This is a genomic window from Micromonospora sp. WMMD712 (assembly GCF_029581295.1).
GTDB classification, from domain to species: Bacteria; Actinomycetota; Actinomycetes; order Mycobacteriales; family Micromonosporaceae; genus Micromonospora; species Micromonospora carbonacea.
This window is the reverse complement of the sequence record NZ_CP120743.1, coordinates 6,404,496-6,427,486: the sequence shown is the minus strand read 5'-3', so window position 1 is coordinate 6,427,486 and position 22,991 is coordinate 6,404,496. Positions and strand designations below refer to the sequence as shown.

17 protein-coding genes are annotated in these 22,991 nt (G+C 71.5%); 4 read left to right on the top strand and 13 right to left on the bottom strand.

Going from position 1 to position 22,991, the window contains the following annotated elements; translation table 11 throughout:
* Window positions 1-93 precede the first annotated feature (93 nt).
* Both O7633_RS27795 and O7633_RS27790 read right to left on the bottom strand, forming a co-directional pair.
* The gene (locus O7633_RS27795) at window positions 94-1,956 is read right to left on the bottom strand and encodes a hypothetical protein (RefSeq protein WP_282324514.1); all 1,863 of its coding nucleotides are present in this window, start codon (window positions 1,954-1,956) and stop codon (window positions 94-96) included.
* On the bottom strand, window positions 1,953-2,204 hold the full coding sequence (locus tag O7633_RS27790; protein WP_282324513.1) for a hypothetical protein: 252 nt from the start codon (window positions 2,202-2,204) through the stop codon (window positions 1,953-1,955). Before O7633_RS27790 ends, O7633_RS27795 begins: the two co-directional genes overlap by 4 nt.
* A 262-nt stretch (window positions 2,205-2,466) precedes the next feature.
* On the opposite strand from O7633_RS27790, the gene O7633_RS27785 reads away from it, so the two are divergent.
* Window positions 2,467-3,351 carry a helix-turn-helix transcriptional regulator gene (locus O7633_RS27785; protein WP_282324512.1) on the top strand — a complete coding sequence of 295 codons (885 nt, stop codon included), beginning with the start codon at window positions 2,467-2,469 and terminating at the stop codon, window positions 3,349-3,351.
* Window positions 3,344-3,538, top strand: coding sequence for a DUF397 domain-containing protein (locus O7633_RS27780; protein WP_282324511.1), 195 nt, complete (start codon window positions 3,344-3,346; stop codon window positions 3,536-3,538). The genes O7633_RS27785 and O7633_RS27780 overlap by 8 nt, the downstream gene beginning before the upstream one ends.
* Window positions 3,539-3,589: 51 nt before the next feature.
* Here the strand turns inward: O7633_RS27780 and O7633_RS27775 are convergent, their stop codons facing one another.
* Genes O7633_RS27775 through O7633_RS27760 form a run of 4 tightly spaced genes read right to left on the bottom strand, consistent with a single transcriptional unit; the run spans window position 3,590 to window position 10,732 of the window.
* A complete protein-coding gene (locus tag O7633_RS27775; RefSeq protein WP_282324510.1) occupies window positions 3,590-6,520 on the bottom strand; it encodes a type I restriction endonuclease subunit R in 2,931 nt (976 codons plus the stop codon).
* The gene (locus tag O7633_RS27770; protein WP_282324509.1) at window positions 6,517-7,692 is read right to left on the bottom strand and encodes a restriction endonuclease subunit S; all 1,176 of its coding nucleotides are present in this window, start codon (window positions 7,690-7,692) and stop codon (window positions 6,517-6,519) included. Before O7633_RS27770 ends, O7633_RS27775 begins: the two co-directional genes overlap by 4 nt.
* On the bottom strand, window positions 7,689-9,176 hold the full coding sequence (locus tag O7633_RS27765) for a class I SAM-dependent DNA methyltransferase (protein WP_282324508.1): 1,488 nt from the start codon (window positions 9,174-9,176) through the stop codon (window positions 7,689-7,691). Before O7633_RS27765 ends, O7633_RS27770 begins: the two co-directional genes overlap by 4 nt.
* The gene (locus tag O7633_RS27760; protein ID WP_282324507.1) at window positions 9,173-10,732 is read right to left on the bottom strand and encodes a class I SAM-dependent DNA methyltransferase; all 1,560 of its coding nucleotides are present in this window, start codon (window positions 10,730-10,732) and stop codon (window positions 9,173-9,175) included. Before O7633_RS27760 ends, O7633_RS27765 begins: the two co-directional genes overlap by 4 nt.
* A 432-nt stretch (window positions 10,733-11,164) precedes the next feature.
* Here O7633_RS27760 and O7633_RS27755 point away from each other — a divergent pair, with 432 nt between their 5' ends.
* Window positions 11,165-12,562 (top strand): stress response protein, encoded by a 1,398-nt coding sequence (locus O7633_RS27755; RefSeq protein ID WP_282324506.1) that lies wholly within the window; start codon window positions 11,165-11,167, stop codon window positions 12,560-12,562.
* A 24-nt stretch (window positions 12,563-12,586) separates the two neighbouring features.
* On the opposite strand, the gene O7633_RS27750 is transcribed toward O7633_RS27755, so the two are convergent.
* Window positions 12,587-13,567, bottom strand: coding sequence for an XRE family transcriptional regulator (locus tag O7633_RS27750; RefSeq protein WP_282324505.1), 981 nt, complete (start codon window positions 13,565-13,567; stop codon window positions 12,587-12,589).
* Between the two features lie 135 nt (window positions 13,568-13,702).
* On the opposite strand from O7633_RS27750, the gene O7633_RS27745 reads away from it, so the two are divergent.
* On the top strand, window positions 13,703-14,173 hold the full coding sequence (locus O7633_RS27745; protein WP_282324504.1) for a DUF2690 domain-containing protein: 471 nt from the start codon (window positions 13,703-13,705) through the stop codon (window positions 14,171-14,173).
* Window positions 14,174-14,331: 158 nt separating this feature from the next.
* Here O7633_RS27745 and O7633_RS27740 read toward each other — a convergent pair whose 3' ends face one another.
* The 6 genes from O7633_RS27740 to O7633_RS27715 all read right to left on the bottom strand — a co-directional run bounded on the left by O7633_RS27740 (window position 14,332) and on the right by O7633_RS27715 (window position 22,990).
* A complete protein-coding gene (locus O7633_RS27740; protein ID WP_282324503.1) occupies window positions 14,332-16,002 on the bottom strand; it encodes a SulP family inorganic anion transporter in 1,671 nt (556 codons plus the stop codon).
* Window positions 15,999-16,328, bottom strand: a complete 330-nt coding sequence (locus tag O7633_RS27735) for a metalloregulator ArsR/SmtB family transcription factor (RefSeq protein WP_282324502.1) — start codon at window positions 16,326-16,328, stop codon at window positions 15,999-16,001. Before O7633_RS27735 ends, O7633_RS27740 begins: the two co-directional genes overlap by 4 nt.
* An 83-nt stretch (window positions 16,329-16,411) precedes the next feature.
* The gene (locus O7633_RS27730) at window positions 16,412-18,484 is read right to left on the bottom strand and encodes an FAD-dependent oxidoreductase (protein WP_282324501.1); all 2,073 of its coding nucleotides are present in this window, start codon (window positions 18,482-18,484) and stop codon (window positions 16,412-16,414) included.
* Between the two features lie 155 nt (window positions 18,485-18,639).
* Window positions 18,640-21,141, bottom strand: a complete 2,502-nt coding sequence (locus tag O7633_RS27725; RefSeq protein ID WP_282324500.1) for a glycoside hydrolase family 2 protein — start codon at window positions 21,139-21,141, stop codon at window positions 18,640-18,642.
* Window positions 21,138-21,980, bottom strand: a complete 843-nt coding sequence (locus O7633_RS27720; RefSeq protein ID WP_278136359.1) for a carbohydrate ABC transporter permease — start codon at window positions 21,978-21,980, stop codon at window positions 21,138-21,140. The genes O7633_RS27725 and O7633_RS27720 overlap by 4 nt, the downstream gene beginning before the upstream one ends.
* A gap of 68 nt (window positions 21,981-22,048) precedes the next feature.
* Window positions 22,049-22,990, bottom strand: coding sequence for a sugar ABC transporter permease (locus tag O7633_RS27715; protein ID WP_282324499.1), 942 nt, complete (start codon window positions 22,988-22,990; stop codon window positions 22,049-22,051).
* Window position 22,991: the final 1 nt, after the last annotated feature.

Sequence of the window (22,991 nt, the reverse complement as noted above, 5' to 3'; positions counted from 1 at the left end):
ATAGCAGGGGCCCCTTCTCACCGCCCCGCTGCCGGATCCGCGCCGCTGGGCCGGCCAGGCCCGCACGCGTCGCACATCCTGTTCCCCGGCACGTCACGTCAGCCGACGATCGGGCAGGTCGACGCCCTCGGCGAGCGGCCGCAGACGGTCGTCGTCGTGGCGGTGGACGGTGCGGCCGGCTCGGGTGAACCAGATGCTGAGCGGGCGGCCGGCGTGCCGGGCGGCCAGCCGCCGCAGCCCCGGCACCGGGTCGGGCGGCAGTGGGCAGGGCGTCGACCGGGGCACCGGGACCGGCGTCCGGGGGTCGGCCGGCGCGGTCTCCGGCAGGGTGACGTCGAGGCATTCCAGGCAGCGCGCCACGGCCGCCGCGAGGCTGGGCAGGTCCGGCAGGTCGTCGGGGCGCACCGGGGCAGCCGGCGCGCGCAGGTCGACCGACCAGAGCACCCCGTGCGCCCGCATCGGCGCGGCCGGGTCCCGCCGCAGGTCGAGCACGTTCACGAGCAGCGCCAGGTCCAGGCCGCACGCCAGCCGGAGCAGCTCGGCCAGCGGCGGCGCCTCGGGGCGTACGGCGGTGACCAGCAGGCGCGCGGCGGGCAGCGCCGGGCCGACGGCGGCCACCTGCTCCCCCACCGGGTCCGCGCCGGCCCAGGGCAGGGCGACGTAGCCGTCGCGCACGTCCGGCGGGAGGGCGTGGCCGCCGTCGGCCTCGGCGAGGTCCTCCGGGCGTACGCCGAACACGGTCGCCCAGGCACCCAGCCGGTAGCGGTCGGGGAGCCGGACCACCGACCGGCCGCCCGGCCTGACGCTGACCGCCGTCACGGGTTCCGGCACGCCGGCCCGCCACGCGAGGTGCGCCACCCGGCACCGCAGGTCGGTCAGGGTGACCAGCGCGGCCTGGTGCACGCGGCCGGTGCCGGCGCAGGTGGCGCAGGACAGCGCCCAGGCTACCCGGCGGCGGGCGGGGCGGCAGGCCGGGCAGGGCCGCGACGGCACCGGCTCGCCGAGCCACGGCGGGTCCGGCGGCTCGGCGGCCCGGCGCAGCGGCGTCCGGTTTCGGGGTAGGCCGTCGGGCCGGTGCGGCCGGCTGCGGCGCGGGCCGGCGGGCTGCCCGGCCAGGTCGGGTACGGGCCCGCCGGGACGCAGGCCGGTATGCCACCAGCGGCCGTCCCGCCACACGGCCTGCGCGCCGGGCAGCCGCCCGCCGCCCGTCCGGCCCGCGCAGTCGGCGCGCACCCGCCGGGCGACCCGCGCCACGTTGACGGTCGCCCCCGGGATCAGCGGCCGGAGCGGGTCGGGGCGGAGCTGCCGCGCGGGGGCGTCCCGGCCGCGCTCGCCGAGCCCGGTCAGCGCGTCTGCCACGTCGGTGCCGGCCAGCGCCGCCGCCAGGTCGGCGAAGCCCGGCTCCGGCGGCAGGTCGGGCACCCGTGAGCCGGGCACCTCGTAGCGGACGGCCCAGCGCAGGGCGTCGCCGTGCCGGCGGGCCTCCACGACCAGGTCGAGCAGGAGCAGGTCGGCCAGCGCGCACAGCCGGCCCAGCCGCCGCGCCGGGTCGACCGGGGGCGGGGCGGCCGACCGGCCCACCCACACCCGCCACGCCGGCCCGGCCGCCCCGGCGAGGGCCCGCGCCACCAACTCGTGCCGCTCGGCCGCCGGCAGGTCGGGCCGCCAGGCGTCCGGCATCGGTACGACCACCGGCTCCACGGTGGCGGCGACGCCGGCCTCGGCGGCCAGCTCGCGTACCCGGGCAGTCAGGTCGACCGCCCAGCCGCCCGCCGCCACCGGACCGGGGTCGAGGTTGCTCGGCAGCACCTCGTGGGACGCGACCGCGCCGGTGTCGAGGTTGGCCACGGTCAGCACGAGCTGCGCGCGCCGCAGGCCCCGCCGCGCGCAGCGGTGGCAGCCGGCCGGGGCGGTGCCGTCGCAGGCCGGGCAGGCGACGGTGGGCGCGCCGGTCACCGGGGCGGCCGGGCCGTGCAGGGCCCGTCGTGGTCGACGCGGCGCGCGCAGCGCGGCCCGCCGGGCAGCGGCAGGTCGCAGAAGACCCGATGGCGTACGCCCTGCTCGTCCTCGGCCGAGACGGTCGCCTCACCGGCGTCCACCTGCGACAGGAACGTCACCGAGCGGGCCAGCGCCGCCGCGAACCGGTGGGCGGCGCTCAGGTCGGCGGCGGTGAACGGCAGGTGCGCCACCCAGCGCCCGCTCACCGGAGCGCCGCCAGGTGGATGCCGGCCGGGCGGACCTGATGGGGAATCGCGCGCACGGCGCACCTCCTGAACGACCATTCGATGCGGCAGATGATGGGCTGTGGAAATTCCACGGCCATCGCCTTTGACAACGCCATCTTGTAGGGTCGGAGGCACTATCACAACGAATGCCCCCGCACACTGTTCCGCTAATCGTCCGCAACATTCGGCGTTCCAGAATGGGGCGTCGGGATGTTGCAAAACGCAACGGGTAAGGAGGCCGATGGCCGAGGACATGGGATCGACGGTGCCCCGCCGCCGGCTCGGCAGAGCACTACGTGACCTGCGCACCGAGGCGGGGATCACCCTGGACGCCGCCGCCGAGGCGCTGGAGTGCAGCCGGCAGAAGGTGTGGCGCATCGAGAGCGGGCTCGGCGCGGCGCGCAGCATCGACGTGCGCGCCATGTGCGAGCTCTACCGGGCGAAGAACGAGCTGACCCGGGCGCTGGTCGCGCTGGCCGGCGAGACGAAGGCCAAAGGTTGGTGGCACGCGTACGGAGACGCCATTCCCGACTGGTTCGAGCTGTACGTCGGCCTCGAATCCGCCGCGTCCAGGCTGCGTTTCTACAAGAACAGTCTCGTGCCGGGCATTCTGCAAAGCCGGGACTATGCGCTGGGCATCTACCGGATCGACCAGCCGGAGATGAGCGAGGACGACCGGGAGCGCGCCGTCGAGCTTCGCCTGCAACGGCAGTCGTTGCTGACCCGCCGCCTGCCGAAGGCCCCGCAGGTGGAGGTCGTGCTCTGCGAGTCGGTCCTGCTCCGCCCGGTCGACAGCTCGGCCACGATGGCGGACCAGCTCCGGCGGCTGCTTCAACTCAGCGAGCAGCCCAACGTCTCGATCCGCGTCCTGCCCCTGATCGCCGGCCCGCATCACGGTGCGGTCGGTGGCGAGTTCGTCATGCTCGACTTTCCGCTCGGCAACCGGAGCACCCCGGATCCATCGGTGGTCTACAGCGAGTCATGGACCGGGGCGCTCTACCTCGACCGTCCGGGCGAATTCGCCGCCTACGAGAAGGTCTGGTCGAGCCTGCTCTCGCTCGCCCTCGACGAGGAACAATCGAGGCAACTGATCAACAAGATTGTTGGGGAGGTCCACCATGGCTGATCTGACCGGTGCCCGCTGGCGCAAGAGCACCCGCAGCGGCGGCAACGGCGGCGAGTGCGTCGAGGTCGCCGACAACCTGCCCGGCATCGTCGCCGTACGCGACAGCAAGGATCCTGCCGGCCCGGCCCTCACCTTCACCCCCGCCGCCTGGACCACCTTCACCGGCCAGGTCGGGCGCACCCGTTGACGGCAGCCGGGTGCGGCGGGCGTCGACGCTGCCGCACCCGGTAAACCGCCGTCAGTAGTACTCGCGGATGTAGCCGAGGGCCCGCTCGTACACGTCGGGGTCACGGATCTTGAACTTGATGTAGAGCGTCTTGCGGAGGGCCTGCTGGACCAGGCGGTCGCCGTCGCGGGTGTCCTGCCAGCCGGTGAAGCGCACCGCCCGCACGACCTCGTCGACCTCGGCGACGATCTTCTCGGCGATGATCGGGGTCCCGTTGCCCTTGAGGGACTGGAACAGCTCCGTCAGTGCCGCCCTGCCCTGGTCCTCGCGGGGGACCTCGGTGGCGTTCTTCTCCGCGGCCACGGTGTCCTTGGCCAGGAGGAACAGCTCCTTGAGAAACTCCAGGCTGGCCTGCTGGGAGTGCGCGTACTTCTCCCGCAGAGCCGTGAGCCGCTTGCCGAGTTCGATGAAGACAGGATTACCCATGTGCCTGGCGATGCGGGCGGTAATCCACTTTTCGACCTCGACCGGGTCGACGTTCGTTGGCCGACCCGACATCAGGTCCTCGATCACCTGAGCGTCCAGGACGATGGTGTCAAGGTCGGTGCGGGGCACCTCCACGGTGACGTGCGCGTTGATGAGTTGCAGGGTCTTCGCGCCGAGGGTGTGCCACACCAGCCGGCCGGCGACGTCCGCCGGCCGCACCGACTCATACACGTCGGTGAGCCACCGGTAGTCGGTCTGGTAGGCCGAGAGGATCGGGTCGGGGCTGAGGGTCTCCCAGAGTTGGGCGACGACGCTGAAGGACTGACCGAAAGCGTCGCGGGCCGCGTCGCTGCTGATCGCGGTCTGAGCGGTGATGAGCCCCTCGTAGCCGCCCACGGTTCGGTCGACGCCGGGAAAGAAGGCCAGCGCGGCCTGGATGGCCGGGCCGAGCTGATTCCGCAGTAAACCGATGTTGCTGATGACCTGCTGCACGTTCTTGTCGTCGAAGGCGAAGGCCTTGGCGACGTCGTCGAAGATGCCCAGATAGTCGACGATCAGGCCGTGCGTCTTGGTCGGCGGGTAGACCCGGTTGGTGCGGGTGATCGCCTGGAGGAGGTTGTGCTCCTTGAGCGGCTTGTCGACGTACTGCGCATAGAGGATCGGAGCGTCGAACCCGGTGAGCAGCTTGGCCGTCACGATGATGATCTTCAGCGGGTCGGCCGGGTCGTTGAACCGGGCGGTGATCCGCTCCAACTCGTCCCGGTCGGGGGTGAACTCCTTCCACGCCTTCGGGTCCCGCGCATTGTGGCTCATGACGACGGTGGACGTGTCGGGGCCGAGGAGCTTGTCGAGTTCCGCCTTGTAGGCCACGCAGGTCGGCTTGTCGTAGACGACCACCTGAGCCTTGAAGCCCTGCGGCTCGACCTTGGCCCGGAAGTGCTCGGCGATGTCCGCAGCGATCCGGCGAACCCGCCCGTCGGCCTTGATCAGCGACTCCAGCGAGGCAGCCCGCCTCGACAGGGTGGTCTTGTCGGCCTCGGTGAGCCGGTGCTGTTCGGCCAGTTCCGCGAACGCGGCGTCGATCGCGGCCGCGTCGAGATGGATCTCCGAAAGGCGCGGCTCGAAGTGCAGCGGGAGCGTCGCCCCGTCCCGGATCGAGTCCTGGAACGAGTACCGCGACAGGTAACCACCTTCGTCCAAAGTGGACCCAAACCACATAAAAGTATTGCGGTCGCGCCTGTTGATGGGGGTGCCGGTCAGGCCGAACAGGAACGCGTTCGGCAGCGCCTCACGCATCTTGCGCCCGTAGTCGCCCTCCTGGGAACGGTGGGCCTCGTCGACCATCACGATGATGTTGTCGCGGTCGTCCAGCACCCCGGGCGCCTCGCCGAACTTGTGCACCGTGGTGATGATGACCTTGCGCGCCCCCGCACCGAGGAGGGCCTGTAGTTCCCGGCGGCTGTCGGTCGAGACGAGGTTCGGCACGTCCGAGGCGTTGAACGTGCCGGTGATCTGGGTGTCCAGGTCAATCCGGTCGACGACGATGATCACCGTGGGGTTCGTCAGCCCGGCCGTGGCACGCAACTTCTGCGCGGTGAACACCATGAGCAGCGACTTGCCCGAACCCTGGAAGTGCCAGATCAGGCCCTGCTTGACCTGACCGGTCAGCACCCGCTCGACGATCAGGTTCGTCGCCTGGAACTGCTGGAACCGGGCGATGATCTTAATCTTGCGGTGCTTCTTGTCCGTGGCGAAGACGGTGAAGAACCGCAGGAAGTCCAGCACCGCCGCCGGGTTGAGCACGCCCTTGACAGCCTCGCGCACCGCCGCCAGGCCGCTCGGTGCCGGGACGTCATCGTCGGATTCTTCCCGCCATGGGCCCCACAGATCGACCGTCATGCCGACCGAGCCGTACCGGAAATCCTTGCCCTCGGTGGCGAAGTTGAACACGTTGGGCACGAAGAACGCCGGGACGTTGACCTCGTAGTCCTCGTTGATCTGCGCCGCTGCGTCGATCCACGTGTACGCCGGCCGGACCGGCGACTTCGCCTCACCCACGACCAACGGGAAGCCGTTGCACCACAACACCAGGTCGAAGCGGCGCTCGACCCGCCCGACCTTGTACGTCACCTCCGTGGAGATCATCCACTGGTTGGCGCTCGGCTCGGGGTTGTCGAAGTCGACGAGCCGGATCGTGACGTGCTCTCCGGCCGGGCCGAACGGCATCGACTTCTGCCCTGTCAGCCACGCGGCGAACTCCTCATTCGCCACCACGGGATTCGGCGTGCGCCGGGCGGACAGGATGATCGCCCGCAGGTGATAGATCACCTCGTCGGCCAGGCGTGGGTCGGCCTCGATGACCGGGTTCAGCCGCTTGAGGGCCTCCCTGACCGGCCCCTCCAACAGCACCTCATCCGTCCGGCGCGGCAACTCCCTGCCAGGCAAGAACTGAATGTCGGTCGACGCGACAAGATCCCGTACGAAGTCCCGAACGGTGTTGGCCTCGTCGAATATCACTCGACACCGCCAAATACCCTGCCGGCCAACGAATCGGAAAGACCCGACAAAGAGGCAAGCTCCGCTTTAGCGGAGCGAATGGCAGCACGCACCTCTCCAAGCCGAGACAGGAAGTGGTCCTGCATCGGGATATCGGGGACTCGCACCTCAAACATCGCAAAACGCGCCACCCCAAGGTGAGCAATCGAGGTCGTCTGGGTCGCGAGGTCCGCAAACTTGCCCGAATAGAGGCAGGCCCGGAAGAGAGCTTGGGCATAGGCGGGTCGCACAATGTTAAGATTTGGCCGGAACCTGATCAAGGTATTCTGAAAGCACATCGGCTCTGGCAACGAAGTTACCAGAGCCGACTGGCCGACCAACTCCCGACTCTGCCCCTCGCTGATCAGAATGTCGTTCGGCAGGACACTGAAATTCTCTTGCTCATCTGGACTAAAGTTCATTCGCTTAACGTCCGACAGGCGCAGCTCATCGTCACCTATGTTCGCCACTCGAAGATACGGAATCATGTGGTCGCCGTGCGCATGCTTCGGAGACCGCTGGCGGCCCATTAGGACCGTCCCGAGGCTGTCGATCCGAGCTGGGCCCCCAACATCCGCATCCAAGAGCTGCTCAAGCATGCGCACTTCCAGCAGGGACAACTTTCCTATTGGGACATTACGCCGATGACGTTCGATAGCCCAGAAAAGTTCGGCGAGGCGCTTCTGCTCGTCGATGGGTGGCAGGTCGAACTGGAAACTCGCCAGGTCGGTCCAGTTCACGTAGGGGTTGACCGAGCCACGCGAGTTGGCCACAGCGTAGGAGTGGAACGCCTCCGCGCTCAACAGAAACGGCATGAACTCCTGAAGCAGGATGTCCGGGTCGCGGGTTTCGAGGACGAAGGTCTTCTCGCCGGTGATCCCCTCGAACTCGGGCACCGCCGTCTTGCGGAGATATGAACGACGGGACACATAGAGGACGTGACCCGGCCGGAAGCGCTTGTAGAACATGGGGCCGATCGGGTCTCGCCCGATGACGCCCCACTTCGTGATGTGCAGGCTGTTGCTCGGAATGTGTTCCCCGGCGAGGAACCGTTCGAGGCCGGAGGTTTCCGCGTCGACCCGATCCGTGACGTGCTTGATCACGTCGCCGAGCGCAACGCGCTTCCAGCCGCTCTTGTCGAGGTTGAGGCTCACTTGGCCATCTCCTGTCGCAGCAGGGCTAGCACGTCGTCGATGGCGCGATCCGCGTCCGTTGCGGAGGCCCGCCAGGCGTGGACGGCGTCGACGACGCTCACGGCCTCGGCCGTCTCGGTCGTGGCGGCGCTGACGTAGGAAGGGATGGCGAGGCTGTACCCCTTGTCGCTGGTCTCGTCGGCAGTGGCGACGGCAGCGAACCCCTCCTGGTCCTCGAAGCTCTCGTAGGCGGCGAGGATCTTCTGCTGGTGATGGTCACGCAGGAACGACTGGGTCTGCTCGCGCGCAAATTCCGTCCGGGCGTCGATGAAGAGGATCTTCCCCTTCCGGTCGACTGGTTTGCGCGATCGGAGGACGACCACGGCCGCCGGCATGGGCGAGTTGTAGAACAGGCCCTCGCCCAACCCCAGGACGCACTCGACGAGATCAGCCTTGACCAGGCCCTCCCGCATCTCCGCCTCGTCCCGGCGGAACAGGACGCCGTGCGGGAGGAGAATCGCGGCCCGGCCGCTCTCCGGGTCGAGGCTGGCGGCGATGTGCTGGAAGAAGGCGTAGTCGGCGCGGCCCTGCGGCGGGACGCCCCACATGTTGCGGCCGTACGGGTCCTTGGCGAAGGCGGCGCGGTTCCACGCCTTGATGGAGTACGGCGGGTTGGCGAGCACCACGTCAAAGGTGCGCAGTCGGCCACCGTCGAGGAAGGCGGGCCTGGTGAGCGTGTCGCCGTGCGCGATGTGGCCGTCGACGATGCCGTGCAGGAACAGGTTCATCCGGGCGATGGCCGACGTACCGTAGTTGAGTTCCTGCCCGTACAGGCGGAGGTTGCGCCACTCCTTGCCCTGGCGGCGCAGCTCGGCGGCGGTGGAGATGAGCATGCCACCGGTGCCGCAGGTCGGGTCGTAGACCGACTCCCCCGGCTCGGGCTTGAGCATCATCGTCATCAGGTGGACGAGGGTGCGGTTGGTGTAGAACTCCTGCGCGGTATGGCCGGAGTCGTCGGCGAACTTCTTGATGAGGTACTCGTAGCCTTGGCCGAGTTCGTCCTCGGGCAGGTTGGCCACCGTGAGCGTCTTGGTGGAGAAGTGCTCGACGAGCCGCTTGATGGTCTCGTCGGGCAGCAGGTTCTTGTTGCCCCAGTCGCCGTCGCCGAAGACGCCGGTCAGGGTGTCCGGGTTGGCCGACTCGATCGCCCGCATGGCGGCGAGGATGGCCGCGCCCACGTCGCTCGCGACCTTGCGGATGTCCTGCCAGTGGGCACCGTCGGGGATGGCGAAGCGGTGGTTCTCCGGCAGGTCGGCCAGCTCGTCGTCGCCGTAGATCTTCAGCGCGGCGGCGTGCTCCTCGTCGTACACGTCGGAGAGCCGCTTGAGGAAGACCAGCGGGAAGATGTACTGCTTGTAGTCGCCGGCGTCGATGAGGCCGCGCAGCACGACGGCCGCGCCCCACAGGTACGACTCCAGTTCGCGCTGGGTGATGCGGGTGCTCACGCCGTCACCTCCGTCGGGGCGAGGCCCCACTTGGCGAGTTCGGCTTCCAACGCGGCGCGGGTCTCCCGGGCGGCGGCGTGGGCCGCTTCGAGGTCGGTCAGGGCCTGCTCCAGGGTCGGCTGGTCGCCGTCGTCGGCGGGGGCTACGTACAGCGGGATGTTGAGGTTGTAGCCGTGGGCCCTGATGTCGTCGAGCGTGGCGACCGCCGCCAGGCCGGGCGCGTCGGCGAACGACTGGCAGGTGCGCAGCAGGGCGTCGGCGTGCTCGGGTTCGAGGGTGTTCTGGTTACGGCCGCGCTTGAACAGCGCCTCCCCGTTGACGAACAGCACCCTGCCCTTGCGCTCGTCGGCCTTGCGTCGGCGCAGGATGAGCACGCAGGCGGCGAGGCCGGTGCCGTAGAAGAGGTTCGGCGCGAGGCCGATCACGGCCTCGACCAGGTCCGCCTTCAGGACATACTCGCGGATGCGCCCCTCGGCTCCCTGGCGGAACAGCGCGCCCTGCGGCAGCACGACGGCGACCCGGCCGGTCCCGGGCGCCGCAGAGGTGATCATGTGTTGGACCCAGGCCCAGTCGGCGTACCCCTTGGGCGGCACGCCCCCGAGCCGGTTGCGACCCCACCGGTCGGTCCCCCACGCCTCCTCGCCCCAGTTCTTGAGCGAGAACGGCGGGTTCGCGATCACGCAGTCAAACTGGGCCAGGCGCGAGCCGTCGTAGAAGGCCGGCGAGCGCAGGGTGTCGTCGTGGGCGATCTGGAAGTCCTCGACGCCGTGCAGGAGCAGGTTCATCTTGGCGAGGCCGGAGGTGGCGAGCACCTTCTCCTGGCCGAACAGCCTGCCCCAGAGGGTCTGCGGCCGACCGCCCTGCCGCTTCACGTGCTCGATGACCTCGATGAGCATGCCGCCCGTGCCGCACGCCGGGTCGTAGACCGTCTCGCCCTCCTGCGGGTCGAGGATGTCGACGAGCAGTTTCACCACCGGCCGCGGGGTGTAGTACTCGCCGGCCTTCTTGTTGGACTGGTCCGCGAACCGCTTGATGAGATATTCGTACGCCTGCCCGAACACGTCCGGCGCGACGACCGCGTTGCTCAACGTCCTGGTCGAGAAGTGCTCGATGAGGTCGAGCAGCTTCGCGTCGGGCAGCTTGTCCTTGTTCGTCCAGGCGGCGCTGCCGAAGATGCCGTACAGCACGTCCGGGTTGGCCTTCTCGATCGCCCGGAAGGCGGTCACCAGTGCCTGCCCGACGTTCTCGGTGCGGGCACGCACGTCCTCCCAGAGGCTGCCCTCCGGGATGCCGAAACGGTGGTTCTCGGCGAACGACGCGTACTCGTGGTCGCCGTCCGACTCCGCGAGCGCCCGCTCGTACTCCTCGGTGTAGGCGTCGCTGATCCGCTTGAAGAACATCAGCGGGAAGATGTACGCCTTGAAGTCCGCCTGGTCGATGCTGCCGCGCAGCAGGTCAGCGGCCCTGGCCAGATACTGTTCCAGCTCAGGCAGGCTCAGCGGGATGGCCAGCGTGTCCCGCGCGGACGCGGGAGGTCGCGCGAATCGGTCGGTCATGACGGGTACCCGTTCAAGGTCATGCTCGGTGGTGTCTCCTCGTGAGCGGCGGTCACACGATCGCGCCGGTACCACCGTAGTCGCAACTACGGACAGCGAGACTTTCCGCCTGCGGGAGTTCCGCGTGCTGTCGGACGACCCTCGCGTTCGGAAGACCGGCCCGGCGCAGGGCAGCGCCCTTCAGGCCACCCCGAGCCGTCGAGCCATCATCGTGCTTCGCTGGCCGACCGCAGTCGGCTAGCGGACAGAAGTGTCGTCATGGACCAAAGCGATGATGTCGACATCTCCGTCCGACAGCAGCAGCCGGCTGGGCGGATCGACTGGCTCCCGACCAGGCAGCTTCTTCCGTTCGTTCGCGCCAACAGTCGCGCCGGTTTCTACCCTGTCCGCCGAGTAGCTTCTCGTACCACCGCCTTCACGAGGAGTCATCGCATGTCTGAGGAGACCTGGCTCGCTGCCCGCCTGATCCCCACGTCGGGCATCAACGGCGCAGAGGAACAGGAACGGCGGGCGACCTCCGCCCTGCTGGCGGTGATGAGCGCGGTACGGGAGTTCGGGCGCGTCCTGACCCAGTCCCTCGGAGCGCCGGCCGGGACGGTGCAGACCTTCATCGAGGTGCCCTTCAAGCTCGGCACCCAGCAACTCTTCCCGGACGGCCTGATCCGGGTCACCCGAGGGCAACGGCAGTGGACCGCGCTGGTCGAGGTGAAGACCGGCAGCAACACGCTGCGGACCGACCAGTTGGAGGCTTACCTCGACATCGCTCGGGAGCAGGGCTTCGACGCCCTCATCACGATCTCCAACGAGATCGCCCCGGTCCCGGGCCAGCATCCGACGACCGTCGATCGCCGGAAGCTGCGCAAGGTCGCCCTGTATCACCTGCCCTGGACGGAGATCCTGACCCAGGCGGTGATCCAGAAGGAGTATCGCGGCGTCGCCGACCCGGATCAGGCGTGGGTCCTCGGCGAGTTGATCAGGTACCTGGAGCACCCCCGCTCGGGCGCGCTGGAGTTCAGCGACATGGGGCCGGCGTGGGTGCAGGTGCGTGACGGGGTGTCCGCCGGGACCCTACGGGCCAACGACGGCGGCGCGGCGGAGGTGGCCGGTCGCTTCGACGCGCTGATCCGCTATGCCTGCCTTCGTCTCGGCCGACAGTTGGGCACCGAGGTCACCCCCGCGCTGAGCCGGAAGGATCTCGCCGATCCGGCCGGCCGCACCCAGTCGCTGGTGAACCAGCTCGTCAGCACCGGGACCCTGACCGGCAGCATCAGGATTCCCGGTGCGGTCGGCGCACTTCAGGTCATGGCCGACCTGCGGGCCGGGCAGATCGTCTGCCATGTCGACGTTGACGCCCCCCGCTCGGGCCGGCCGACGACGAGGGTGAACTGGCTGGTCCGCCAGTTGAGGGACGCACCGGACACCGTGCGGGTCGAGGCGTTCGCCATGCATGCCCGGGGCGGCGGCGCCACGGATCTCCTGCGTCGGGTCCGCGAGGAGCCCACCACGCTGATCGCCGACCCGTCCCGCGAGCTGCGCGCCTTCCGGGTCGCCCAGAGCACCACGGCGGGCACCAAGCGCGGCACTGGACGGGGTGCGTTCATCGACTCCGTGCTGCACGCGATCGACGACTTCTACGAGCAGATCATCCAGAACCTCAAGCCGTGGATGCCCGCGCCCCCGCGGCTCCGCATGCCCGACGATGTCACCCCCGTGCAGCCGGTGTCCGCCAGCCTCGTCTCCACCGCCATCTCCTCCCAGGACAGCCCGGAGTTCGACGCCCCGCCCGCAGGGGCCGAGCGCCGTGCGACCGTCGGCCGGCCGGAGGCATGATCGGATCTGTGCTGGTGACGTCGGTCAGGGGATCGGGCGGACCTGGGTGGCGCCCCGGTAGCAGCCCGTGCGCCCCGGTGGCGACGTCCAGCCGTCGCCGGTGATCCGCACCTCGGCCCAGACACAGCTCCGGGTGCTGGTCAGCAGGTTGCCGTAGGACGAGATGCCGGCGTAGTCGATGGTGAAGTCGCGGCTGCGGGCCGGGGCGTCGCCGTCGGTGACGGTCAGCACCACCCGGGCCGGCCGGGGCACGGCCGGTGCGCCCGCCGGGGCCGGCATGAACCGGGGCCAGCTCGCCCCGCAGGCGGGCGAGTAGCGCAGCTCCACCATGCCGACGACCCGCTCGTCGACCAGCACGGCGGCGCTGTCCACGGTCGCCACGGCGGGGTCGGCGGCGCAGCCGGCGTCCTTCGGGTCCGCCCCGTCGCGCACCTCGACGGCCGGGGCGGGCCCGGCGGACGTCGGCGACCCGGCCCCGGCCGGCGGGGTGGGGACGGGCGGCGGGTCCGCAGAGCGCCAGCCGAGCGACGCGAGCCCGACGACGAGCGCCAGCAGCAGCCCCGCCCCGGCGGCGGGGAGCAGCAGCCGGCGGCGGGACCGGTCAACCGGCACCGGGGGCGGCGACGCCTCGGCGGGCGGCCCGACCGCCTCGGCGACGGCTCCGGGACCGCCACCGGCCACGACAACGCCCGAACCACCGGTCGCGGCGGCGCTCGGAGCACCGGCCACGGCAGTCGCGGGCGCGGCTGCGGCGACCTGCCGCCAGCGGCGGGCCCAGGCCGCCTCGTCGCCGCCGAGCGCGCGGACGTACGCGAGGGTGGTGTCGAGGGTGGGCAGCTTCCGCCCGCCGGCCGCCTCGGACAACGAGCTGGACGAGCGGTGGGCCCGGCGGGCCAGCGCCTGGTAGGTGGGCCGTCCGGCCTGCTCGCGTAGCCTGCGCAGCTCGGCGGCGAAGGCCTGCACGGGGTCGGCGTCGGGGTCGAGGGGGCGCTCCGCCCGGGCCATCCTGGCTCCTCGGATTGATTGACCAGCGCCGGCATTGATTGTCCAGCGCCACACAGCGTAGAGACGACCGCCCGCGGAAGGTAGAGATGGAGGTCGATTCATTGCCGAACATCGGCTATCCACTGTGGAGGAAAGATGACCACCGCATCCCGTACGCCGAGGGCCGCCCGCCGGGCGCTGGCCGTCGTGGCCGCCGGCACGCTCGTCGCCGCCAGCCTGCTCGTAGGTAGCCCGGCGAGCGCCGCCTGCCCCTCCTCCGGCTGCGACGGCAGCGACCCGATCAACACCGGCTGCTCGGCCGACGCCCGCAACGCGACCAGCCAGCCGGCGTACATCATGAAGGGCGCGACGACGTTGGCCGTGGTGGAGCTGCGCTACAGCGCATCCTGCGGCACCAACTGGGGCCGGATCAACAACCGGGTGACCCCGAACAGCGTCAAGGTCAGCGCCTACAGGGAGAGCCCGTACAAGTCGACGCCGTGGTACGGCGGCACCGGCGCGCAGTACTACGGCGACCAGCTCTACGGCGACAACTCGGTGATCTGCGCGGTCGGCGAGGTCGTCTACGGCGGCGTGACGTACACCAGCTCGCCGCTCTGCGCGTGACCGGCGCGGGCGTCGACACAGGCGTCGGCGCGGGCTGAGCGACACGGCGACCGCCAGCGGCCGCCAAAGCCGTCAGCGGCCGCCGAAGCCGTCAGCGGCCGCCGAAGCCGTCAGCGGCCGCCGAAGCCGTCAGGGGCCGCCGAAGCCGTCAGGGGCCGTCAGGCGGTGGGCGCGCCGCGCAGCAGGCCCCGGGCGTGGGCGATCGCGGCCGGGGTGTCCGGGAAGACCAGCCCGTCGCGGCGCAGCTCGTCGGCCACCCCGAGGGTGGCGAGCACCTGGTCGTGGCCGGGGGTGATGCCGGAGAGCAGCACGGTGATCCCCCGGCCCCGCAGCCGCCGGATCGCGTCGCCCAGCACGTGCGCCCCGGTGGCGTCCAGCGCCGACACCCGGGACATCCGCAGGATGACCACCCGCACGTCGGCGACGTCGGAGAGCTGGAGCAGGAAGGTGTGGGCGGCGGCGAAGAAGAGTGGCCCGTCCAGCCGGTACGCCACGATGTGCTCGTCGAGCAGCGCGTGCTCCTCGGCGCTGTGCTCGCCCCGGTCGAGGGGCACCTGCTCCAGCCTGGCGCTGCGGGCCACCGCGCGCAGCGCGATCACGACCGCCACGGCGATGCCGACGGCCACGGCGGTCACCAGGTCCCAGATCACGGTGACGGCGAAGGTGAGCACGAGCACCAGCGCGTCGCCCCGGGTGGCGCGCGCCAGCGCCAGGAGCGAGGCGGCCTCGACCATCCGTACGGTGGTGGCGAGCAGCACCCCGGCGAGCGCCGCGAGGGGGATGCGGCCGACGAGCGGCGCGGCGGCCAGCACGATCGCGGCGAGCGCGACGGCGTGGGTCAGCGCGGCCAGCTTCGACGACGCCCCGGCGCGCACGTTGACCGCGGTGCGGGCGATGGCGGCGGTGGCCGGGATGCCGCCGAACAGCGGGGAGGCGAGGTTGGCCAGCCCCTGCCCGAACAGCTCCTTGTCGGGGTCGTGCCGCTCGCCGACGGTCATGCCGTCGGCGACGGTGGCCGACAGCAGGCTCTCCAGCGCGGCGAGGGCGGCGACGGCGAGCGCGGAGGGCAGCAGCACGCCGACCGCGCCGGGGTCGAGGAAGCTCAGCGACGGCGCGGGCAGCCCCTGCGGCAGCGCGCCGATGCGGACCAGGTCGACCGGCGCGGTCTCCGCGAGGATCGTCGCGGCGGCGACCCCGACCAGGGAGAACGGCACGCCGGGCCGCCAGCGGCCGCCGAGCAGCATCAGCGCCGCGACGCCGAGGGCCACCGCGAGGGCAGCCGGCCGGGGGTGTACGACGAACCGGGCGACCGCGTCGGCGGCCACCGCCCACACCCGCTCGCCGTGCGCGTCTGTCACGCCGAGCGCGGCGGGCACCTGTTGCAGGGCGATGACCACGGCGATGCCGGCGGTGAAGCCCTCGATGACGGGGGTCGGCAGATAGCGGACGTAGCGGCCGAGGCGGGCCAGCGCGAGGGCGATCAGCAGGAGGCCGGCCAGCGCGCCGACCATCAGCACCCCGGTCGGGCCGAACTGCTGCACCACGGGCACCAGGACCACGGTCATCGCGCCGGTGGGGCCGGAGACCTGGAGGTTGGAGCCGCCGAAGACGGCGGCCACGGCACCGGCGACGACGGCGGTGACCAGCCCGGCCTGCGCGCCGAGCCCGGAGGTGACGCCGAAGGCGAGGGCCAGCGGCAGGGCGACGATGGCCACGGTGAGGCCGGCGAGCAGGTCGCGGCGGGGCGAGCGGCGTACGGCGTGCCAGTCGGCGCGGCCGGGCAGCAGGCCGAGGACGCGGTCGCGGACGGCGGTGATCGCGGCGCTCACCTGTCGGCGCGCAGCTCGTCGAGGAGGGCGTCGCGGTCGGTGAGGACCGCGCCGAGGATGCGCCGCCCGGCGGCCAGCAGGTCGGCCACGTCGGGGGTGCTGAGGGAGTACACGACCAGGGGGCCGTCGCGGTGGGAGGCGACCATGCCGGCGCGGCGCAGCACGGCGAGCTGCTGGGAGAGGTTGGACGCCTCGACGTCGATGGCGGTGAGCAGGTCGCGGACGGGCTTCGGCCCGTCCTGGAGCAGTTCGAGCACGCGGATGCGCACGGGGTGCCCGAGGGTGCGGAACAGCTCGGCCTTGGCCTGGTACAGCGGCACGGACACCTGGGGACTCCCCGCTCGACGACCCATACATGAAGACTTTAACACTTGCAGAAATCTTCAAGTCGACGAGCGGGGACGCCCCCTCAGGCCGCCGGGACGAACCGGACGGCGTCGGCCACCACGTACCCGTCGGTGCCCTCCGTGCGGATCAGCACGCTGCCCGCCGACCCCGCCGCGAACTCGTACGCCCCGAGCGACACCCACTGCCCGCCCGAGCCACGCTGGTCCACCGTGCGGGTGGTCACGCCCCCGGCGTGCGCCACGTCCACCGGCACGTTGCTCGCCCGGTTCGGATCGGCCGTCCAGCGCAGCTGGACCGTCCACGTGCCGGCGGCCGGCAGCGCCGGGGTGAACCGCAGCCGGTTGACGCCCTTGCCGGTGTTGCCGTCGTGCTCGTAGTCGGTGCCGTAGTAGCCGCCGACGGCGGTGCTGCCCACCCAGGCCCCGCCCCGGGTCACCCCGGCCGCGCGGTTGTCGACCACGATCTCGCCCTCGGCGGCGGGCGGCCAGGTGAGGATCTGCCCGTCGGCGCGCAGCCGGGCCTGGAGGGCGCCGACGTCGACCCGCTGCGCCGGCACGCCCGCGTCGAGGGCCAGCTTCGCCGCCGTCGCGGCGGACTGGGCGAGGATCATGAAGACCGGCTCCATCCGGATCGAGCCGTACGCGATGTGGCTGGCCGCCAGGCAGACCGGGACGAAAAGGTTGGCGCACTGCCCCTGCGCGGGCACGATCGACCGGTAGCTGACCGGGTACGGCCCCGGCACCCCCACCTGCACGTCGCCCTCGTTCTTCACCACCCCGTTCACCACCACCCGCTGGCAGTTGTGCGAGTCCATCGTGTAGCTGGCCAGGCCGACCGAGTCGGCGACCCGCACCGCGCCCCGGCAGTCCCGCTCGGTCATCACGTAGTCGGCGAGCATCCGCCGCGCCTCGCGGACGTACAACTGGGGTGGCCAGCCGCCGGTGGCGGTGAACTCGTCGGCGGCCAGGCCCCAGGCGGCGGTGTCGGCCCGGACCGACGCCGGCAGCCGGGGGTCGTTGGCCAGGAACCACAGCAGGCCCTGCTGGTACGCGCGATGCTCGGCGACCATGCTGTCCCGCTGCGCCCAGGTGGCCGTCGGGTACGCGTAGCCGGCCCCGATGAAGTCGGTGGAGAACGCGCCGGTGTTGTTGGAGTCGGTCTTGCCGCCGCCGACGCTCTGCGTGGTGAAGAACGGGCCGGTGTAGCCGGCCTGCACGTAGCGCAGCAGCAGCTCGTAGTCGGCCGGGTCGTAGCCGGCCGGCTTCGGGAACGGGATCCGGTCGGCGGCCCGGGTGAGGCACATCCGGAAGTTGTACGCCTGGATCCGGTCGTCGCCGGTGCCGTTGGGCGCGACGGGAGCGGCGGAGATGCCGGGCAGCAGGCCGCTCGCGGGATTGCCCGGCGTCACGTACGGGTCGACGGGCAGGGTGAACTGGTGCGCCCCGCGTAGCTGCACCCCGTTGATCGTCTCGCCGTACACCGAGTTGGCCTCCCGGCCCACCGTGTACGGCACCCCGGCCGCCGCCATCAGGTCACCCTCGTACGTGGCGTCGACGAACATGCTGCCCGCGAAGAGCCGCCCGTCGTCGGTGGCCAGGCCGGTGAGCCGGTCGCCCGCGCGGGTCACGGCGGCGAGCCGGGCGTCGAGGTGGACCGGGATCGCGTGCTCGGCGAGCAGGTCGGCGAAGACGGCGGCGGCGACGTGCGGCTCGAAGACCAGCCGCATCGGGGAGGTGGGGGTGACGGCCGTGCCGGCGTACTTCGCGTGGACCCGGCGGTAGAACTCCCCGGCGAGGCCGCCGATGGCGGCGCTGGTGCCGCTGTCGGTGTAGCCGAGGCCGCCGGTGGTCAGCCCGCCGACGTGGCCGCCCGGCTCCACGACCAGCGCGGTGCGCCCCAGCCGGCGCATCTGCACGGCGGCCATGATCCCGGCCGACGTCGCGCCGTAGACGACCAGGTCGGCGGTGACCGTGCCGGCGGCGCGGGCGGGCCGGCCGGCGGCGGGCGACCCGGCGCTGGTCAGCCCGGGGCCGGCGGCGGCCCGGGCCGGCTGGCCGAGGCCGGTGACGGCGGGGGCGAGGAGGGTGGCGCCGCCGAGGCGCAGCAGGCGGCGGCGGTCGAGCGGGAGCGGCATCGCGCAGGCCCTTCGGGGAAAGGGGAAAGGCGCGCGCCGCCGCACCTCGGGAACGCATCGACTCTCGTGCATTCGCTCGGCTGCTGTCAAGCGCCTGCGGGGTGATTGGAGGGGCCCCTTCCTATACAGAAAGCGTTAACAAGGGGCCCCTCCTTTCAGTTCACCGTGCGCAGGACGGGGCGGGCGGTGAGGGCCGCCGCGGGCAGCGGGCGCGGGGCCCGCACCGTGAACGTCGCCGACTCCCCCGGCAGCAGCGTCACCAGGGCCTCGTCGACCTCGGCGGCCGGGTCGAGCCGGTCCGGGAACAGGGTCAGGTCGCGCAGGAACGTGCGGGCGGTGACGCGTACCCGCTGCCCGCCGTCGACCTCCTCGACCGTGGCGTCGTACTCCGCCGCCGGCCAGTCGGCGTCGCGGTCCTCGGCGTAGAACCAGAACGCCCGCCCGGCGTCGCCCGCCTCGGCGACCAGCAGCTCCCGCCGGGGCTCCTCCGGCCGGGCCAGGTCCGCCGGCAGCGCCAGCTCCACCTTCCCGTACGCGGGCACGTCGAGGTCGTACGCCGACTTCGCCCTCGGCTCGCCGTCGGCCGTGACCCGGGTGACGGCGGCGGGGGCCCGCCACGGCTGCCCGGTCTCGTTGACGGCCACCAGCGCCAGCCCGCCGTCGCGGGGCTGGACGGTGAGCAGCCGGTCGGCGTACGCGCGGCGCAGCGCGTACCACAGCGGTTTGCGCCGGCCGTCGCCGTCGACGGCCGCCCAGGAGGTGACGGGCCAGCAGTCGTTGAGCTGCCACACGATGGCGCCCATGCAGACCGGCCGGTGCGAGCGGAAGTGCTCCACCCCGAGCTGGATGGCGCGGGCCTGGTTGAGCTGCGTGAAGTAGTGCCACTCGGCGAAGTCGGCCGGCGGGGGCAGGTGCGCGTCCAGGCCCCGTCGGAGCTTCGCGTCGCCGTCGATGGCCTTCTGGTGGTGGGCCATCCCCGGCGAGTCGGGGGCGAGCGGGTCGTCGGAGATGGCCCGGCGCAGCGTCGCGTACGCCGGGGGCGCCTGGTAGCCGAACTCGGCGACGAACCGGGGCAGGTACTCGCGGTATTTGGTGTAGTCGTCGGTGTTCCACACGTCCCAGATGTGCATGCTGCCGTGCGCCGGGTCGTTGGGGTGGATCTCCGCCGAGCCGGGCCGGTCCGACCAGCCCGACCAGGGGCTGCCCGGCCAGTACGGGCGGGTCGGGTCCAGCTCGGCGACGATCGCCGGCAGCAGCTCCAGGTAGTAGCCCCGGCCCCAGGTGCGCCCGGCGAGGCGCTCCTGCCAGCCCCAGTCGTGCCAGGCCCAGATGTTCTCGTTGTTGCCCGTCCAGAGCACCAGCGACGGGTGGGCGGCCAGCCGGGTGACCTGTTCGCGCGCCTCGGCCTCCACCTCGGAGCGGAACGGCTCCTCCTCCGGGTAGGCCGCGCAGGCGAACAGGAAGTCCTGCTGCACCAGCAGCCCGAGGGAGTCGGCCAGCTCGTAGAAGTCCTCCGACTCGTACCGGCCGCCGCCCCAGACGCGCAGCAGGTTGATGTTCGCACCGACGGCCTGGTCGAAGCGGTGCGCCAGCCGCGCCCGGGTGACCCGGTCGGGGAACGCGTCGTCGGGGATCCAGTTGGCCCCCCGGACGAAGACCGGCACGTCGTTGACGACCAGCGTGAACGCGGAGCCGTACGCGTCGGGGGCGGTGTCCAGGCGCACGGTGCGGAAGCCGATCCGGCGGGACCAGGCGTCCAGCTCCCGGCCGTCGGCGGCGTGCAGCCTCACGTCGAGGGGGTGCAGCGGCTGGTCACCGTACCCCCGGGGCCACCACAGCGCGGGGTCGCGGACCTCGACGGTCAGCGCGGCCGTGCGCTCCCCCGCCGCGACGACGGCCTCGGCGGCGGCCCCGGCCACCGTGGCGCGGACGGTGACCGGCTCGCCGGCGGTGGCCTGCCCGGAGGCGACGGCCTGCCCGGCGGTGGTCTGCCCGGCGGCGGCGCGCTCGATCTCGACTACCACCTCGACCCGGCCGACACCGTCGGCGACGGTGACCAGCGGCCGGACCGTCGCGAGCCGGGCCGTCGACCAGGCGTGCAGGCCGATCTCCTGCCAGATGCCGGCGGTGACGAGCGTCGGCCCCCAGTCCCAGCCGAAGTTGCAGGCCGTCTTGCGGATGAAGTGGAAGGGCTCGGGGTACGCGTTGGGCCGGTCGCCGAGCCGGTCCCGGTGCGCCTCGGCGTAGCGGTAGGGCGAGTCGAACCGGACGGTCAGCGTGTTGGCCCCCGGCCGCAGCGCGTCCGCCACGGCGAACCGGTAGCCCCGGTGCATGTTCTCGGCGCGGCCGACCTCGACGCCGTTGACGGCGAGCGTGGCGACCGTGTCGAGGCCGGCGCAGACCAGGTCGACCCGGTCGGCGTCGCCGGTCGGCGCGTCGAACGTGGTCTCGTAGACCCAGTCGGTGCGCCCGATCCACGCCAGCGCCGTCTCGTTGTCGTCGAGGTAGGGGTCGGGGATCAGCCCGGCGGCGAGCAGGTCGGTGTGCACGCAGCCGGGCACGCTCGCCGGGACCGACCGGCTCGCCACCTGCGGCGGCGCCTGGCCCCCGGCGACGGCCCGCAGCAGCCAACCCTCGTGCAACGATTGCCGGATCACGACTTCACCGCGCCTTCCATGATTCCGCGGACGATCTGACGCCCGCCGACGAACAGCATGACCAACAGGGGAATCGTGGCGACGAACGCGCCGGCCAGCACCCGCCGGTAGATCACGTAGTTGCCGCTGGCCAGGTCGGAAATGGCCACCATCGAGGTGGGGAAGTCGGTGCCGCTGAGCGTGATGAGCGGCCACTGGAAGTCGTTCCAGGTGGCCACGAACGTCAGCAGGCCGAGCACCGCGAGGGCGGGCCGGATCGCCGGCAGCACCATGCTCCAGTAGATCCGCATGGTGGTCGCGCCGTCCACCCGCGCCGACTCGACCAGCTCGTCGGGGACGGAGTTGACGATGAACTGGCGCATGTAGAACACGCCGAACGCGGTGACCAGGCCGGGCGCGACGACGGCGAGCAGGGTGCCGTTCCAGCCGAGCTTGCCCATCACGATGTAGAGCGCCACGATGCCGAGCTGGTTGGGCACGGTGAGGGTGAGCACCACGAACAGCATCAGCCAGCCGCTGCCCTTGAACCGCAGCTTGGCGAACGCGAAGCCGGCCAGCGAGCAGAAGAACAGCACCGAGGCGGTGACCACGGTGGAGACGATGAGACTGTTGATCAGGCCGGCGGCGAAGAAGACGTCCTGGAGGGAGAAGACCTCCTCCAGGTTGACCAGGAACCGGTCGCCGGGCACGACCGCCGGGGGGATCATCGCGAGGGCCTCGTCGTCGCTGGTGGCGATGACGAACATCCAGTACAGCGGGAAGACCGAGAAGAGGATCGTCACGGCCAACAGCAGGTACGTGCCGAGGCCCGCCGGGGTGTCCTGCGGGGCGCGGCCCATCAGCCGGGCCCGCCGGCCCCGGGGCGCGGGGACCTGCGCGACGGGCCTGCGCGCGGTGTCGACGGCGCTCATGTGCGGCCTCCGGACAGGCGGCTCGTCAGCCAGGTGTTGATGCCGGCGATGACGAGGATGATCAGGAACAGGGCCCAGGACATCGCGGCGGCGTAGCCGAGGTTGAGGTCCTTCCAGCCCACCTTGTAGATGAGCTGGGCGATGGTCTGCCACTCGCCGTTCGGGCCGCCGGTGGCCGCCTGCGCGTTGAGGTCGAACAGCATCGGCTCGGTGAAGAGCTGGAGCCCGCCGATGGTGGAGAGCACGACGGTGAACACGACGACCGGCTGGATCATCGGCACGGTGATCTGCCAGAGCTGCTTCCACGGGCCCGCGCCGTCGATCGCCGCCGCCTCGTAGACGTCGCGGGGGATGGACTGCATGGCCGCGAGGTAGAGCAGCGCGTTGTAGCCGATCCACTTCCAGTTGACCATGGTGGCGACGGCGATCCAGGAGTGCAGCTTGTCGGCCCGCCAGTCGATCGGCGCGTCGCCACCGCCGAACGGGCCGAGCAGCCAGTTGGCCAGGCCGAAGTCGCGGGAGAAGAAGACGCTGAACACCATCGTGGAGGCGACGATCGGCGTCACGTACGGCAGCAGGACGCCGACCCGCCACCAGGTCTGGGCGCGCAGCCTGCGGTTGAGCAGCGAGGCGAGCACCAGGGCGAGCAGCAGTTGCGGCAGCGAGGAGAGCAGGAAGATGCCGAAGGTGTTGTAGAGGGCGTTCCAGAAGTCCTCGTCGCCGGCGAGCCGGGTGAAGTTGTCGAGCCCGGCCCAGTACGGCAGCGTCGGGTCGTCCAGCTCGTAGTTGCGCAGCGCCACCACGCCGTTGAACAGCAACGGGAACAGGCCGAAGACGGCGAACAGCAGGAAGAAGGGCGCGATCATCAGGTACGGCAGGTAGCGCATGTCGAAGCGGTACAGCCGGTCGCGCCAGGCGAGCCGCCGGGTGTCGGGCATG

Coding starts and splice junctions, on each gene's coding strand:
- O7633_RS27720 (WP_278136359.1), bottom strand. CDS start 21,980: ATGGGCCGCGCCCCGCAGGACACCCCGGCGGGCCTCGGCACGTACCTG.
- O7633_RS27780 (WP_282324511.1), top strand. CDS start 3,344: ATGGCTGATCTGACCGGTGCCCGCTGGCGCAAGAGCACCCGCAGCGGC.
- O7633_RS27730 (WP_282324501.1), bottom strand. CDS start 18,484: ATGCCGCTCCCGCTCGACCGCCGCCGCCTGCTGCGCCTCGGCGGCGCC.
- O7633_RS27755 (WP_282324506.1), top strand. CDS start 11,165: ATGTCTGAGGAGACCTGGCTCGCTGCCCGCCTGATCCCCACGTCGGGC.
- O7633_RS27760 (WP_282324507.1), bottom strand. CDS start 10,732: ATGACCGACCGATTCGCGCGACCTCCCGCGTCCGCGCGGGACACGCTG.
- O7633_RS27785 (WP_282324512.1), top strand. CDS start 2,467: ATGGCCGAGGACATGGGATCGACGGTGCCCCGCCGCCGGCTCGGCAGA.
- O7633_RS27745 (WP_282324504.1), top strand. CDS start 13,703: ATGACCACCGCATCCCGTACGCCGAGGGCCGCCCGCCGGGCGCTGGCC.
- O7633_RS27750 (WP_282324505.1), bottom strand. CDS start 13,567: ATGGCCCGGGCGGAGCGCCCCCTCGACCCCGACGCCGACCCCGTGCAG.
- O7633_RS27715 (WP_282324499.1), bottom strand. CDS start 22,990: ATGCCCGACACCCGGCGGCTCGCCTGGCGCGACCGGCTGTACCGCTTC.